Raw genomic sequence first — 14757 nt, forward strand, 5'->3', positions numbered from 1 at the left:
AATGGATTCCGGCTTTCGCCGGAATGACGGGACTGGCGGTGGTCCCTACCGCGCCGGCGGGCGGCGGGTTGAGTCGCGGACGATCAGGGTCGAGGGCAACACCACCGGCTCGGCCGACGCGGCCGCCCGCCCGGCGCAGGCGTCGATGATCCGCTCGACCGCCTTGGCGGTGATATCCGCGATCGGCTGCGACACGGCGGTCAGCGCCGGGCTGGCGAACCGCACGATCGGGGTATCGTCGAAGCTGACCAGCGACACGTCCTCGGGCACGCTGAGCCCCCGCCCCCGCACCGCCGCCATGGTCGCCAGCGCGGTCTGGTCGTTGGCGGCGATCACCGCGGTGACGTCCGCCCGGTCGAGCAGCGTCCGCGCCGCGATCAGCCCGGCATCGTAGGAGAAGTCGCCGATCTCGAGCAGCCCGTCCGAGGACAGCCCCGCCGCCGCCATCGCCGCGCGCCAGCCCTCGACGCGCCACGCGCTCAGCTCATATTCCGCCGGCCCCGCGATGAAGCCGATGCGCCGGTGCCCGAGTGCCAGCAGATGCTCGGTCGCCAGCCGCGCGCTGCCGCGATCGTCCTGCACCAGCATGTGCCCCGGCCCTTCGGCGACCGAGCCGATCCGGGCGATTTCGATCCCCTTCTCGGCGAGCAGCTTGAGGATCACCGGGTTCTGCGAGTGCGGCGGGGTGAGGATCGCGCCGTCGGGCTGGAGTGCGGCGATCGCGGCGGAGATCTCGCGCTCGATCTGGTCGCTCTGGGTGTCGACCAGCTCGACGATCATCCGGTAGCCGTGCGCCGCGCAGGCGAGCATCCCGCCGAGCAGCATCTGGTCGACCCAGTCGCGCCCTTCGCGCGCGCGCCAGTCGGCGATGGTCCGCTCGCGATCGTTGAGCGCGAGGATCAGATAGGAGCGCGACCCGCTCATCCGCTGCGCCGCGAGCGACGGCACATAGCCGAGCTTGGCGATCGACGCCTGGACCCGGTGAAGCATCTCCGGCCGCACGCCGGGCTCCTTGTTGATGACGCGGCTGACCGTCTGCAGCGACACGCCGGCATCGGCCGCGACATGGCGGATCGTCACGGACTGGCGCCTACGGGACATGCAACTTCCTCTCCTGGATCGTTTTTGCCTAGCGGCTCAGCTGCCGCAAGAGATACGCGCGCAGCTGCCCCGCCGTTTCGGGGGTAAGCGGATCGAGGATGCCGCGGCCGCCCTCCGGGATATGCGCGGTCACGGCCGCGCCGGGGGCGAAGACATAATGGTCGAACACCTGCCGCCAATGCGCCCGGTCGGCCGCCGGCAGGTCGCGGATCGCGAGCAGCGCCGCCAGCAGCGCGTCGTTCGGCTCGGCGAGCCACGCCGGCCGCGTCCGCCACCAGTAATTGATCATCACGTTGAAGCGATCGAGCGCCTCGACATGGTGCCACCAGAGGCTCGGGATGCGCAGCGCGTCACCGGGCGCCAGCACGACGGTGCGGGCATGGCGCAGCGCCTCGCGGAACTTCGGAAAGCGCGCGAAATCGGGCGCGTGGAAGTCCACCATGCTGATCGCGCGGCCGCCCGGCGTGTTGTCGAGCGGGCCGGGATAGAGATTGGCGAACTGGTCCGGCGGGAACAGCGTGAAGCGGCGATGGCCGACCGCGGTGCAGACGAGATTGTCGGGTTCGTCGCAATGTGCGGCGACCCGCGTCGCGGTGCCGATCCAGATCGTCGCGGCCAGCCCGTCGCGCGGGCCCAGCGGCATCGGATTGGCCTCGGCGAGGCCGGGGAAGAAGCGCGGCACGTCGGTGGAGGCGATGTAGCGGAGCGGCGCGTCCGCCTGCCCCTCGTCTGCGTCCATTGCGGCGAAGATCGCGCCGATCCGCGCGCGGCGGGTGCGGTGGTTCATCGCCATCGCGTCGTCGTAGAAGATGCGGGCGCCGGCGCCGGACGCACCCTCGCCATAGGTGAAGTCGGTGTCGCGCGCGAAGCCGGCGAGATAGGCGCGGGTGTTCGCAGGCCCCTTTGCGCCCTCCGCGACCAATGGCCAGTCGGCGACCAGCCCGCGCACCACGAACGGCTCGGCCGAGGCCGCCAGCGCATGGTCGAGCGCCCAGCAATCGGCCGCCGCGATCTCGGGTACCGGCCGCAGCCCGTCGAACAGATCGGCGGGATCAGGCATCGGCGCCCCGGCGCTGGAGTCGCGCGATCAGCAGCGGCAGATTGGCGAGCGAGGCCAGCGCCATGGTGATCGGCAGCAGATGGCCGTCGCGGTGCAGCTCGCCCAGAGCGGCGCCGTCGAGGGCGGCGAACCGCTCCTCATGGATGCCGTGGAAGTCGACGATCTGCCGGGCATTGCCCGCGGCATCGTCGAAGCGGATCGACACCGGTTCCAGCAGCTCGTGCCGCTCCAGCGCGTCGAAGAAGTCAGGGGCGGCGCGGTAGCCGCGGTCGAGCTGGGCAAGACCGTCGAGCACCGCGGCGAGATAGCTGCTCGGCGTACCGTCCGCCTCGAACAGCGGCGAGGCCTCGGCATAGCCGGGATCGCCGGGTGCCAGCACGCGCGGGCTGGCCGCAGAAAGATGGAGCTGGGGCACATCGCCGCCCGTGGGCGGCGGGCCGATCAGGAAGGGGCGTGTCGCCATCGTCAGCGGGAGATAGGGCGCGTCCCAGCGATCCGCCTCCAGATAGAGGTTTTCCTCGGGCGCAAAGCCGAACAGCGCGATCGCCTGGAACCCGTCCCGCGCGGCGGTCCGCTGGAACAGGATCGGATAGGCATTCTGCACCTGGCGGAACTCGCTGGGCACCACGAGGCAGAGCTGGACGGCGTCGCCCAGCGCGGCGCCGCGCCGCCGATCGATGCGGACCGCACGGTGATCGTCGATGGTCACGAGCTGTTGGTCGTTCATGCGTGGCAATCCCCTTCCCCGCCGGCGGCGTTGGCACGTCGCGCGGCGGGGCGGAAGGGCCTTGGGGTATAGGCTCCCCAAGGCCCCCATCGTCAGAAGCGGTAGCGGACGCCCACCGTGTAGCGGGCATAGCCCGGCGCGGTGACGGTCACGTACCGATCGGTGCGCTGGTGCGCGCGGCGGCCTTCGCCGGTCAGGTTGATGCCTTCGAAGAACAGGGTCGTGCGCGGCAGCGCTTCCCAGCTCGCGCTGGCATCGATCTGGCCATAGGGCTCGGTATAGCTCGGGTTCGACCCCGCGCCCGACAGGAACTCGGCACGCCAGTTATAGGCGACGCGCGCCTGGATGCCGTTCTTGTCGTAATAGCCGATCACGTTTGCCGTATCGCTCAGGCCGACCAGCGCGAACTGGTTGACCGTGGCGGGCTGGTCGTTGCGGTAGTGCACGTCGCCGTCGACGATCGTGTAGTTGAGGATCATCCCCAGGCCGGTATCCCAGAAACCGTGCTGGATCGCGAATTCCCAGCCATGGACATTGGCGGTCTGGTTGTTGTTGACCGGCGTGTTGACGGTGAACAGCACCGGGGCGTCCTCGGGCAGGCCGATGATGTCGCCGGTGTAGTTGCCGGGCGTGCCGCCGGTGATCTTCACCGAACCCGGATAGTTGGCGAAGATATACTGGCGGATGTCGTTCGAGGTCGCGCCGGTGCCGAGCGCCGCCAGCGCCGCCTTGTAGCGCGGGCCGTCGGCGGGGTTGGTCAGGCCGAACACCGGCTTCTTCACCTGGCCGGTGCCGATGAAGTTCACCACCGACTTGTGGAAATAGCCGACCGAGATGTAGCTGTCCGGCTGGTAATACCACTCGGCCGAGAAATCGAGGTTCTTCGACTTGTACGGCAGCAGACCCGGATTGCCCTGGCTGCCGGTGCCGCCATCGACGCGGAACAGCGAGTCGATCGTCTGGCCACCCTGCAGGCTGCCATAATCGGCCCGCGCGATGGTGTGGCCGTAGGATGCGCGCAGCTTGACGTTCTTGAGCGGCGAAATGTCGAAGTCGAACGACGGCAGCCAGTTCTGGTAGGCGCCGCTGAGCGTGGTGTAGTCGCTCTTGCCCGAATAGACGACGTTGAGCTCGTTCGCCGCGACCCATTTGGTACCCGTGGCGACCGGCACCAGCGCCGAGGAGTCGATCCAGGTCTTCTCGTAGCGGACGCCGGCATAGAGGTGTGCCGGGCGGCCGAAGGCATCGAACTTGACGTTCGCCTGGAGGAAGGGCGCGAGCGTCTTTTCGGAGGTGTGGCGGTCGACCGTATACTGCGCCAGGCAGGTATCCGGGCCGAGCGGCGTGCCGCTCTGCGGCTTCGAGCACATCTTGTAGAGGCTCTCGAGATTGCCGACGAGCGTCTCGAAATTCTTGGTGAATATCTGCTGGATCAGCAGGCTGCCGTCCGTCTTCAGCCCCGGGTACTTGTCCGGGATGGTCGCGAGGGTGAACAGGCTGTCGGGCAGGTCCGAGGCCGGGCCGGCGCCGCCCCAGGTGTTGTTCTGGAGATAGCCATAGGCCGAGCGGACCTTGTTATCGACATAGGAGATGCCGAAGTCGACGCTGTCGAGCAGCCCGCCATGCGCGTAGCGGCCCTTGAACTGGACCTGGTTGATCTCGTCGCGGAACATGCCGTTGCGGAAGGAATTTCCCGTCGCCTGGATGCGCGAGGCGTCGGTCAGGTTGATGCCCGGCTGCATCTTGATCGACAGCACCGGCATGTAATGCGTGAAGTCGATCGTCTGGCTCGCCGCGCCGAAGATCGCGGTGCTCACCGAGGTGCTGGTGCCGTATTTGTTGGTCGGGCCCGACTTGGCGGTCGAGTGGTGGCCGTCGAGCTCGAACGAGAAGGCGCCCTCGGGCCTCCACTGCAGGTTGCCGCCGATCGAGTTGTTCTCGCTCTGGTTGGCGCTGAGGTTGCTGACGTAGGAAACGTCCTTGCCTTCGCTCGCCTTGAACCGCTCGGTGTAGAAGATCGGGCTCGCCACCGCGCCGCCGGTCCAGCTGCTGACGGTGTCGTTGTTGTTGAAATAGACGCCTATGCTGTTGCTGCGCACGGTCACCCGGTTGCGCGAATAGACATAGTCGATCGTGCCGGTCAGCGTGTCGGAGGGCTTGAACTGCAGCACCGCCTGGCCGTTGATCCGCTCGCGCTCGATATCGTTGATGCCGATGCCGGCATTCTGCGGCACGGTGTAGATCTGGTCGCCGGTCGGGCGGTTGGTAATGTTGGCGGCGCGCGGATCGCCCGGCTGGGCGAGTTCGCCCGCCTTGTCCGACCCGGTGCGGCCGTTCTTCCAGCCGACATAGACTTCGTTGTTGCCTGCCTTGCGCTTCTGGTAGGTGCCGGCGATGAGGATGCCGATGCGATCGTCGAGAAAGCTGTCGCTGACGATGCCCGACACTTCGGGGGTGATCGGCGTGTTCTTGGCGTTGCTCGAGCTGTCGTACATGCCCGAGACCGCGACGCTGCCGTGCAGGCCCGGCTTGTCGAGCGGGCGCGGCGTGCGGATGTTGATCGTCGAGCCGATGCCACCCGATTCGATGTCGGCACGGCCGGTCTTGTAGACTTCGACCGCGGCAATGCCGTCGGACGAGAGGTTGGCGAAGTCGAACAGGCGCGAGGTCGGCGCGGTGGCGCCGCCGTCGAGCGTCGAGGTCGGCATCTGGCGGCCGTTGAGCGTCACCAGATTGTAGTTCGGGCCGAAGCCGCGGACGGTGACGGTCGAGCCTTCACCGATCGAGCGATCGATCGACACGCCGGTGATGCGCTGGAGCGATTCGGCAAGGTTGGTGTCCGGGAACTTGCCCATGTCCTCGGCGGTGACGCCGTCGACCACGCCCTGCGCGTCGCGCTTCAGTTCCAGCGATTCGCGCAAGGAGGCGCGGATGCCGGTGACGACGATGTCGCCATTGGCTTCGCTTTCGCTTCCGCCGCTCGTGTCCTGCGCCGCTGCGATCCCCGGCATCGCCAGCAGTGCGAGCGCGGATACTCCCGCGCGCCACAGCATCGGCCTGCCTGCATGTACCCGTGTCATATTGGCTCCCCGCATATTGGATGAATCATGGCCCGCCATGATGTGAACGTTCACATACAAAGATCTGTTACGCGGTCAACAAGTCACATTTCTGTAGTTTTTTGCAGGAAGATCGTTCTCAAAACTGTCATCTTCGCGCGGCCAAGTTGCAGCATTGGCCGAACCTGCCCGGTCCACCAAAAGCGGCAGGAACAACGTTGGCACTCGCGCTTCCAGCCTCTATTCCAGCCCCTGCATGCACGCGCCGACGCCCGTCGTATCCACCCAAGGCGCCGCGCGGCATTGGCGCTTCCTGCTGCTGTTCGCGCTGGCCAATGCGGGCGGGACGATCGGCTATCTCCCGCTGTTCACGGTCTTCCTGCCGATCAAGGTGGAAGCGATCGCCGGCGCCGACCGGCTCAACCTGTTCACCCTGGTCGCCGCAGTCGGCACGGTTGCGGCGATCGCCGCCAATATCGGCTTTGGCTGGCTGAGCGACCGGTCGCGCGCGCGCGGCCGCGGGCGTCGCGGCTGGATGCTGCTCGGCACGCTTGGCCTGGCGCTCGCCTATGCATTGTTCGCCCGCGCCGACTCGCCCGCCGGGGTGATGCTCGCGGTGGTGGCGGTGCAATGCGCTGCCAACGCGATGCTGGCGCCGCTGCTCGCGCTGATGGCCGACGAGATCCCCGACGCGCAGAAGGGCTTCACCGGCGGCCTGCTCGCGCTGGCCAACCCGATCGGCGCGGCGACGGCCTGGGGGCTGGTCCAGCTGCCCGGCGTCACCGAGGCCATGCGGCTGGGCCTGCTCTCGCTCGTCATCGCGCTGCTGGTCGCGCCGCTCGCCTTCTCCGCCGCGCGCCGCCTGCCGCCGCAGCCCGCGCCGCTGCCGCGCGTCCAGGCCCGCCGCAACCTCGCCGCGGCCTGGGTCGCCCGACTGCTGCTTCAGGCGGCGGGCAACGGGCTGACGCTCTATCTCTATTATTATTTCGCCGACCTGCCCCCCCGCCAGACCGCCGCCGCCGCGGCGGACTTCGTCGGGCGGACGCTCGTGCTGGCCACTCTCCTCCCCCTGCCCTGCACGCTGCTGCTCGGCCGCCTCTCGGATCGGATCGGCCGCCGCAAGCCCTTCCTGCTGGCGTCCGCGGCGGTGACCGCCGGGGGACTGCTGGTGATGGGCCTGGCCGATACCCGCACGGTCGCGGTGGCCGGGTTCCTGGTCTACGGCGTCGGCGCGCAGCTGTTCATGGCGCTCCACGGCGCCTTCTGGATGCAGGAGCTGCCGAGCGAGCGCCATCGCGGCCGCGACCTCGGCATCCTCAACCTCACCAACACGCTGCCCGCGCTGGTCGGCACCGCGATTGCCTGGGTGGCGGCGACGCCGGGCAGCTTCGCGCCGCTGCTGTTCCTGCTATCCGGCCTCACGCTGGCGGGCGGGCTGGTGATGCTCGCGGTACGCGAACCGGCTCAGGGATAGGACAGCAGCCGCTGCAGCACCGCACCGGGACGCGCCGCCGCGCCGGTGTCGTTCACCAAATGCGCGATCGTGCCGATCCCGCCGCCGAGCGACATCGTCATCACATGGCGGAAGCGCACCCCCGGCCGCCCCGGCGCCTCGATCGCGCTTTCGAGCACGACCTGCGGGTTGGTGCGGAAATAGACATAGACGCCCAGCGCCACAGCCTCGTGCGCGCGGACCCGATCGTCGACCTTGTAGGCTGCCCAGCCGCGGGTCGGCCCCGCCATCCAGGCATCCTGGGTCGGCGGATCATAGGGCAGTTCGTTCTGGTAGAAATAGGTCCGCCCGCGCTCCCCCCGCCACCAGGTCTGGTAGCGCTGGAAATGCTCGACGAACAGCGCGTGGACCGTCAAGTCGTCCCCGTTGACCACCAGCCCCTGCTCGCCGGTACTCTCGTCCCAGCCGACATGCACGCGGGTGCCGTCGACATCGCCGTGATCGGCCCGCCAGATCCACAGATGATCGGCGAGGACATGGTGGCTGTTGATCTCGAGACAGGTCTCCACCTTGCCGACCTCCACCCCGCCGACACGGAAGAACAGGTCGGCGAGCAGCACGGGGTTGGCGCGATGGTCGCCGTCGCTGCCGCGCGGTCCCACCTGCACCAGCACCGGCGAGCGCGCGGCGCCGGCATCGATCATCAGCCCGGCGATGGTGACGCCGGGCACATCGTCGATCTCCAGCACGGCATTGCCCTGCACCGCCTGCAGCGTCGCGAGCCCGATGCCGAGCAGCACGCGGTTGGCTGCGATCACCCGCAGCGGGGCGTCGAGCCGGTAGACGCCGGGGGTGAACAGCAGATGCTGGCCGCGGGCGAGCGCGGCGTTGAGCGTGGCCGCATCCATACCCGGCCGCGCCAGGAAGAAATGCGCGAGCGGTAGCGCGCTGCCCGGCGTCGGCCCGTCGGCCCAGCTCGTCCCCTCCGCGTCCCGCCGCAATGCGGGCACGAAGACCGACCAGCGGCCGTCCTCGTCGACTCGCAGGAACGGCTTCTCGCGGAGCAGCGGCACGCGCAGCAGCGTCGTCACCGCGGGATCGGGGAAGCTGGTCGCCGGCGCGCCCTGCACGCCCTGGAACATCATGTTCCAGTTGACGCCCTGCCAGCCGCCGATCCGGCTGCTGCGGCTATACCATTGCTGCTGGCTACCGGCGCGGACCGTGCCTTCGATCCGGCAATCGGCGAGGAAGCCGCCGCTCGACGAGCCGCCATCGTCGAGCACCAGATCGCCGAGCATATGGATGCGCCGATAGGGCGCCGCCTGGGAAACCGCCCAGCGGTCCCAGCCCTCGGGCGGGCGGACGGTGAGGTTCTCGGCGCCGCGCCAGAAGTTGGCGAGCGCGTCGCCCTTCAGCCAATCGGCATTGACGCGGACATGCCCGTCGATCGTCACCGCGCCCGGCATCGTGCCGAGCCCCAGCACCTGGGTGAAGAAGCCCACCCGCACATCGGTGGTATAGCGCCCGGGCTTGAACAGGATCGCGAAGCGGCGATCGGTGAAATGCGCAGCCTCCTGCTGCGCGAAGATCGCGTCGATCCGCGCCTGGATCTCCCCGCCGGGCATCGACGGATCGACTACCAGCACGTTGGGCCCGAAATCGGGCGTGGTTTCCGGCGCCATCGCTTCCCCTGCTCGTACCGGCAGCGGCGCCCCCGCGACCACTGCCATCGCCGCCAGCCCGGCATCGCCGGCGCGACGGATCACCGTGCGCCGGCCTGCATCGGGCAGGCAGCCCCCCTCGTTTTCGTGCAATCGCTGTCCCCGTCAGGCGAAATCGAGCTGGGCCCGGCCATGGGAAACGATCGCGGTACGCGCGGTCTTCACCGGCGCGCCGGGTTCGCTGACCGTGTCGACGGTGCGGAACTGCGCCTGCCACTGGTCGCGCGTCACGTCGCACAGCAGATAGCCGCGCCGGTCATTCATGTACTTGAGATAGGGGTTGCGGCCGAGGATCTTGTCGCTGCCCGCGCGCACGTCCGCCCCGTCCCCGCCCGAGCTGATCGAGGTGGAGACGAACTCCACCGCCACCGCTTCGCCCTGGCCGGCGCGGGTGCGCAGCTCGCCAGCATAATTCTGGTGCTCGTCGCCGGTCAGCACCACGACATTGCCGTGGCCCGCGAACTTCGAGAACAGCCGCTCGCGGGGCAGGTCATAGCCGCCCCAGCTATCCATGTTGCGGATCGGCGCGGGCTCGTCGCCCATGCGCCGATCGAGCGGCATCATCATCACCTGTTGGGCAATCGCGTTCCAGCGCGCCTTGCCCTCGACGAGGTTGCGGGCGAGCCACGCCTCTTGGGTGGTGCCGAGCACCTGCGCATCGGCGGCATCCCAGCCGGCGCACTTCGCCTTGAAGCCGTCGTCGCAGGGCTGGTCGGTGCGGAACTGGCGGGTGTCGAGCAAATGCAGGTCGAGCAGGTCGCCGACGCGGGCGCGGCGATAGGCCTGGATGCTGTCGCCATGCGGGATCGAGGCGCTGCGCACCGGCATATGTTCGTACCACGCCTGGAAGGCCGCGGCGCGGCGGAGCAGGAACGCCTCGGGCGGGGTGCCGTTCTGGTCGCGGTCGCTCACCCAGTTGTTCTGGATCTCATGGTCGTCGAAGGTCGCATACCAGCCGGTGGCGGCATGCGCGGCCTGGAGATCGGTGTCGGTCTTGTACTGCGCGTAGCGGCGGCGATAGTCGTCGAGGCTGAACGGCTCCTCGCCGGCATGCGCGCGGATGAACTTCCTGGGGTTCCCGCCATAGTCGAACGCCACCGGGTTGCCGCGGCCCTCGTAGATGTAATCGCCGTAATGGAAGAGGAAGTCTGCCTCCTCGCGCGCGGCATGGGCATAGGCGGTGTAGAGCCCCTGCTCATACTGCTGGCAGCCGGCGACGAGGAAGCGCGCCTTCTCCACCGACGCGCCCCCAGCGGGCAGCGTCTTGACCCGGCCGCGCATCGAGCGCTCGCGACCGCAGGTGAAGCGGTACCAGTATGGCCGGTCGGGCTGCAGCCCTGCGACTTCGACATGCACCGAATGGCCGAGTTCGGGCCGGGCCAGCGCCTCGCCCTTGGCGGCGATCGTCTTGAAGGCGGAGTCCGCACCGACTTCCCACTGCACCGCGATCGGCACCATCGGCATACCGCCATGCGGCTCGAGCGGCTCGGGGGCGAGCCGCGTCCACAGCACGAAGCCGTCGGCGGAGGCGTCCCCCGCCGCGATACCGAGCGTGAAGGGATAGGCACGAAAAGCTTGCTGCGCCCGGACGATGCCCGGCGCGCCCAGCACCAGCAGCGATCCGGCGGCGCCCAGCAACAGCTCGCGTCGTGTAGTGTGCATCCTTCGTCTCCCTCGCGCGGTGCGGCAGGCACCCGGCCACCGCTGTCAGCGGGGAGATGCAAACCTCATCCGCAGCGCATGGCAACCGAAGATGACAGAAATGTGAACGTTCACATAATCCCGGCGAAATGCGGGGTGAGCACCGCAACTTCACGCTCGACTTCACGACGCAGTGCCGCGCGCATCGTGTTCGACGCTCGGACATAGCCCGGCCAATCCGCCACCACCTGGCGGAGCGTCCAGGTGCCGATATGGCGGCTGGAGGCGGCGCGCGAAGCATTGGTAGCGTCCCGCAGCGCCTGCAGTGCCGGATCGCTCGCCCCGGCCGCGATCATCTGTTCGCACAGCGCGACCACTTCGCGACGCCGCGCGCTGCTGGCGCGGGTCAGCCGATAGCGAACCGCAGTCACGACCTTCTCGTCACAACAAGCTGCCCGGGTAAGCTGCTCGAGTTCGTCGAGCGCGGCGAGCATCTGGGCGTGGTGGCGGCGGAGGTCTTTCATCCCGCTCTTATAGGAAGCCGTGCCCCACTGGCGTCAACAAAAGCTTGTTTTGCCGGGGGTTACTGCGTCCAGTCGAGCATCTCTGCAGTCACCCAGCCATAGACATAGTTGAGATAGAAGGCACCGAACAGCACCGCCGAAAGAATCGTGGTGCGCACCACGATCTTCGTCGGATTGAAGGCGTGCGGCGCGCTCGGCGCCTGGCCGGGGACGAGCGGCACGCCCGCCTCTTCGCTGGTTCGCACCCCGAAGGGCAGCACGAAGAACACCGACATCGCCCAGAAGAGCGTATAGATCGCGAGCGCCGACTGCCACTTCATGGGAGCGAGGTTACGCCTCGATCAGCAGCACGTCCACTACCGGCTTCTTGCCGGTGAAGCGCACCGCGACGCGCCGCACCGCGAGGCGCAGCGACTCGCGCAGCTTCTCGCGATCGCGCCAGTCCTTCTTCACTGCCTCGGCGGCGGCATCGGCGGCGGCCTCGATCAGGTCCTCGCGGTCTTCTTCCACCGGCACGCCCTGGACGCGGATCTGCGGCGCCCCGAGCAGCTTGCCCTTGCGATCGATCGCCACCGCGACCGACATCTGGCCGTAGAGCGCGATCCGCCGCCGCTCGCCCATCGTCGCGCCATCGGCCGGCAGGATCACGTCGCCGTCGAGCACGAGGCGGCCGACCGTCGCATGGCCGATCTTGGCCGGGCCGTTGGGCGCGAGGCGGATGATCTCGCCATTCTGCTGCTTCACCGCCTTGGGCACGCCCTGTTCGAGCGCGAAGCGGGCCTGCTCGTGCATGTGGCGGATCTCGCCGTGCACCGGAACGATGATCTCGGGCCGGATCCACTTGTACATCTCGGCCAGTTCCGGGCGACCCGGATGGCCCGAGACGTGCACGAAGGCCTGGCGGTCGGTGATGATGTCCACGCCCTTGTCGGCGAGCGTGTTCATGATCTTGCCGATCGCGATCTCGTTGCCCGGGATCTGGCGCGAGGAGAACACCACCAGGTCGCCCTGGTGGAGCTTGAGCACATGGCTGCCCTCGGCGATGCGGTTGAGCGCGGCGCGCGGCTCGCCCTGGCCGCCGGTGGCGACGATCAGCACGCGCGAGGCGGGCAGCGTCATCGCCTTGTCGAAGTCGATCAGCTCGGGGAAGTCGCGCAGATAGCCGGTCGCCTTGGCGACGCGAATGATCCGGTCGAGCGAACGCCCGGCGACACACAGTTCGCGGCCGGTGTCGCGGGCAACCTCGCCCAGCGTCTGCAACCGCGCCGCGTTCGAGGCGAAGGTGGTGACGAGCACGCGCCCCTTGGCCCCGGCGACCACCTCGTCCAGACCCTTGCGCACATCGGCTTCCGAGCCCGAGGCTTCGGGGTTGAACACGTTGGTCGAGTCGCACACCAGCGCGAGCACGCCCTTGTCGCCGATCGCGGTCAGTTCCTCGGCGGTCGCCGAACCGCCCAGCGACGGCGCCTCGTCGAGCTTCCAGTCGCCGGTGTGGAACACCTTGCCGTACGGCGTCTCGATCAGCACCGCATTGCCCTCGGGTATCGAGTGGGCGAGCGGGGTGTAGGTGATCGTGAACGGGCCGATGTCGAACGGCCCCTCTTCCTTGACGACGTTGAGCTCGACGCGGTCGTCGATGCCTTCCTCGGCGAGCTTGCCGTGGATCAGGCCCGCGGTGAACGGCGTCGCATAGAGCGGCACGCCGAGATCGGCGGCGAGATAGGGCAGCGCACCGATATGGTCCTCATGCCCGTGGGTCAGCACGATGCCGAGCAGGTCGTCCACCCGGTCCTCGATGAACTGGAGGTCGGGCAGGATCACGTCGATGCCCGGATAGCTGGCGTCGCCAAAGGTGATGCCGCAATCGACCATCAGCCATTTGCCGTCGCAGCCATAGAGATTGACGTTCATGCCAATCTCGCCCGAGCCACCAAGGGCCAGGAAGAGCAGTTCGTTTCTTGGAGTCACTTAATTTCCTTGCTGGCTGCGTTCCCACAGCATCGCCAAGCCCTGGATGGTGAGGTCGGGCTCGATCGTATCGAAGACAGATGTATGCCTTTCGAAGAGAATCGCCAGCCCACCCGTCGCAATAACCTTGAGCGGCCTGCCCACTTCGGCCTTCAGCCGCGCGACCAGCCCCTCGATCATCGCCACATAGCCCCAATAGATGCCGATATGCATCTGATCGACGGTGTTGCGGCCGACCACGGTGGCGGACTCGGGTGCGGTAATGGCAATGCGCGGCAGCTTGGCCGCGGCGGTCACCAGCGCGTCGAGCGACAGGTTGATGCCCGGCGCGATGATCCCGCCCTTATAGGCGCCGCGATAGTCGACCACGTCGAAGGTGGTCGCGGTGCCGAAGTCGATGATGATCAGGTCGCCGGCGTGCCGCGCATGGCCGGCGAGCACGTTGAGCGCGCGATCGGCACCCAGGTTCTGCGGCTCGTCGACGTCGAGCGCGAAGCCCCATTCCGCGCTGCCCTTGCCGGCGATCACCGCCTCGGTCTTGAAGTATTTGCTGGCGAGCACCTGCAGGTTGTGGAGCGCGCGCGGTACCACCGTGCCGACGATCACGCCGGTCACCGCGCTGCGGTCGAAGCCCTCCAGTGCGAGCAGCTGGCTGAGCCAAACCGCATATTCGTCGGCGGTGCGGCGCGGATCGGTGGCGATGCGCCAGCGGGCGCGGATCTCGCCGCCGTCCACCAGCGCGAACACGACATTGGTATTGCCGGCGTCGATCGCGAGCAGCATCGCCCTTCCCTCTTCCTCGTTACAGCAGGAACACGTCGCCCGCGTGAATGGCACGGGTCGTGCCATCGGCCAAGCGCAGGATCAGCGCCCCGCTCGAATCCAGCCCGCCGAACAGCCCGTCGAAGCTCGAGCCGTCGGCGAGCCGCGCGGTGAGCGCGGTGCCCTCGGGATGCGCCTTGGACAGCCAGCGCTCGCGCACGGGCCACATCCCCTCGCCCCGCCAGCGCTCCAGCCAGCGGCCGAAGCTCTCGGCAAGGACCTCGGCGAAAATATCGGGTGAGACGGTCACGCCCTGCGCGGCAAGGCTCGTCGCGGCGCGGTCGAGCCCCTCGGGCGCCGCCGCGAGGTTGACGCCGATGCCGACCGCGATCGCGTCGCCTGCCCGCTCGAGCAGGATGCCGGAGAGCTTGGCGCCGTCCAACAGCAGGTCATTGGGCCATTTGAGCATTGGCGATACGCCGAACGCCCGCACCGTCTCTTCCAGCGCGACGGCCGACAGCAGCGCCAGCGTCGCCGGCGAGGGATCAGTCGGCCGCACGCGGACCAGCGTGGAAATGTAGAGATTGCCCGCAGGCGAGACCCAGGCCCGCCCCTGCCGCCCCTTGCCGGCGGTCTGGCGTTCGGCCCGGAGCCAAAGCCCTTCCCCGGCGCCCGTAAGCGCCAGGGAAAGGATGTCGGCATTGGTCGATCCCGTCTCGGCGACGGTCCGGATCACAGGGG

General features: G+C 68.3%; 12 protein-coding genes. 1 reads left to right on the forward strand and 11 read right to left on the reverse strand.

The window, feature by feature from the left end:
- Nucleotides 1-45 precede the first annotated feature (45 nt).
- The 4 genes from ABIC65_RS03855 to ABIC65_RS03870 form a co-directional block, all read right to left on the reverse strand.
- Complete coding sequence (locus ABIC65_RS03855; protein WP_354306874.1) at nt 46-1101, reverse strand: LacI family DNA-binding transcriptional regulator; 1056 nt, start codon at nt 1099-1101, stop codon at nt 46-48.
- Nucleotides 1102-1129: 28 nt separating this feature from the next.
- Nucleotides 1130-2161: a cupin-like domain-containing protein gene (locus ABIC65_RS03860; protein WP_354306876.1), complete on the reverse strand. Its 1032-nt coding sequence runs from the start codon at nt 2159-2161 to the stop codon at nt 1130-1132.
- On the reverse strand, nt 2154-2888 hold the full coding sequence (locus tag ABIC65_RS03865; RefSeq protein ID WP_354306878.1) for a SapC family protein: 735 nt from the start codon (nt 2886-2888) through the stop codon (nt 2154-2156). Before ABIC65_RS03865 ends, ABIC65_RS03860 begins: the two co-directional genes overlap by 8 nt.
- 92 nt (nt 2889-2980) lie before the next feature.
- Nucleotides 2981-5968, reverse strand: coding sequence for a TonB-dependent receptor (locus tag ABIC65_RS03870; protein WP_354306879.1), 2988 nt, complete (start codon nt 5966-5968; stop codon nt 2981-2983).
- Nucleotides 5969-6122: 154 nt separating this feature from the next.
- On the opposite strand from ABIC65_RS03870, the gene ABIC65_RS03875 reads away from it, so the two are divergent.
- Nucleotides 6123-7421 carry an MFS transporter gene (locus tag ABIC65_RS03875; RefSeq protein WP_354306881.1) on the forward strand — a complete coding sequence of 433 codons (1299 nt, stop codon included), beginning with the start codon at nt 6123-6125 and terminating at the stop codon, nt 7419-7421.
- On the opposite strand, the gene ABIC65_RS03880 is transcribed toward ABIC65_RS03875, so the two are convergent.
- The 7 genes from ABIC65_RS03880 to ABIC65_RS03910 all read right to left on the reverse strand — a co-directional run bounded on the left by ABIC65_RS03880 (nt 7412) and on the right by ABIC65_RS03910 (nt 14752).
- The gene (locus ABIC65_RS03880) at nt 7412-9214 is read right to left on the reverse strand and encodes an adenylyl cyclase (protein ID WP_354306883.1); all 1803 of its coding nucleotides are present in this window, start codon (nt 9212-9214) and stop codon (nt 7412-7414) included. The two genes, ABIC65_RS03875 and ABIC65_RS03880, sit on opposite strands and share 10 nt — an antisense overlap.
- Nucleotides 9215-9226: 12 nt before the next feature.
- Entirely contained in the window at nt 9227-10783 is a 1557-nt protein-coding gene (locus ABIC65_RS03885) for an alkaline phosphatase D family protein (protein WP_354306885.1), read from the reverse strand.
- A 110-nt stretch (nt 10784-10893) separates the two neighbouring features.
- Complete coding sequence (locus ABIC65_RS03890; protein ID WP_354306887.1) at nt 10894-11286, reverse strand: hypothetical protein; 393 nt, start codon at nt 11284-11286, stop codon at nt 10894-10896.
- A gap of 59 nt (nt 11287-11345) precedes the next feature.
- Nucleotides 11346-11606: a DUF1467 family protein gene (locus tag ABIC65_RS03895; protein WP_354306888.1), complete on the reverse strand. Its 261-nt coding sequence runs from the start codon at nt 11604-11606 to the stop codon at nt 11346-11348.
- Between the two features lie 10 nt (nt 11607-11616).
- The gene (locus ABIC65_RS03900; protein ID WP_354306890.1) at nt 11617-13254 is read right to left on the reverse strand and encodes a ribonuclease J; all 1638 of its coding nucleotides are present in this window, start codon (nt 13252-13254) and stop codon (nt 11617-11619) included.
- The gene (locus ABIC65_RS03905) at nt 13255-14037 is read right to left on the reverse strand and encodes a type III pantothenate kinase (RefSeq protein ID WP_354306892.1); all 783 of its coding nucleotides are present in this window, start codon (nt 14035-14037) and stop codon (nt 13255-13257) included.
- A 19-nt stretch (nt 14038-14056) separates the two neighbouring features.
- The gene (locus tag ABIC65_RS03910; RefSeq protein ID WP_354306894.1) at nt 14057-14752 is read right to left on the reverse strand and encodes a biotin--[acetyl-CoA-carboxylase] ligase; all 696 of its coding nucleotides are present in this window, start codon (nt 14750-14752) and stop codon (nt 14057-14059) included.
- Between the last annotated feature and the right edge of the window lie 5 nt (nt 14753-14757).

Source organism: Sphingomonas trueperi (assembly GCF_040545665.1).
In the GTDB taxonomy this organism is placed as follows: domain Bacteria; phylum Pseudomonadota; class Alphaproteobacteria; order Sphingomonadales; family Sphingomonadaceae; genus Sphingomonas; species Sphingomonas trueperi_B.

Bases quoted from the DNA above. Each gene is read 5' to 3' on its own strand.
- ABIC65_RS03865 (WP_354306878.1), bottom strand. From the start codon at position 2,888: ATGAACGACCAACAGCTCGTGACCATCGACGATCACCGTGCGGTCCGC.
- ABIC65_RS03870 (WP_354306879.1), bottom strand. From the start codon at position 5,968: ATGACACGGGTACATGCAGGCAGGCCGATGCTGTGGCGCGCGGGAGTA.
- ABIC65_RS03860 (WP_354306876.1), bottom strand. From the start codon at position 2,161: ATGCCTGATCCCGCCGATCTGTTCGACGGGCTGCGGCCGGTACCCGAG.
- ABIC65_RS03885 (WP_354306885.1), bottom strand. From the start codon at position 10,783: ATGCACACTACACGACGCGAGCTGTTGCTGGGCGCCGCCGGATCGCTG.
- ABIC65_RS03895 (WP_354306888.1), bottom strand. From the start codon at position 11,606: ATGAAGTGGCAGTCGGCGCTCGCGATCTATACGCTCTTCTGGGCGATG.
- ABIC65_RS03905 (WP_354306892.1), bottom strand. From the start codon at position 14,037: ATGCTGCTCGCGATCGACGCCGGCAATACCAATGTCGTGTTCGCGCTG.
- ABIC65_RS03855 (WP_354306874.1), bottom strand. From the start codon at position 1,101: ATGTCCCGTAGGCGCCAGTCCGTGACGATCCGCCATGTCGCGGCCGAT.
- ABIC65_RS03890 (WP_354306887.1), bottom strand. From the start codon at position 11,286: ATGAAAGACCTCCGCCGCCACCACGCCCAGATGCTCGCCGCGCTCGAC.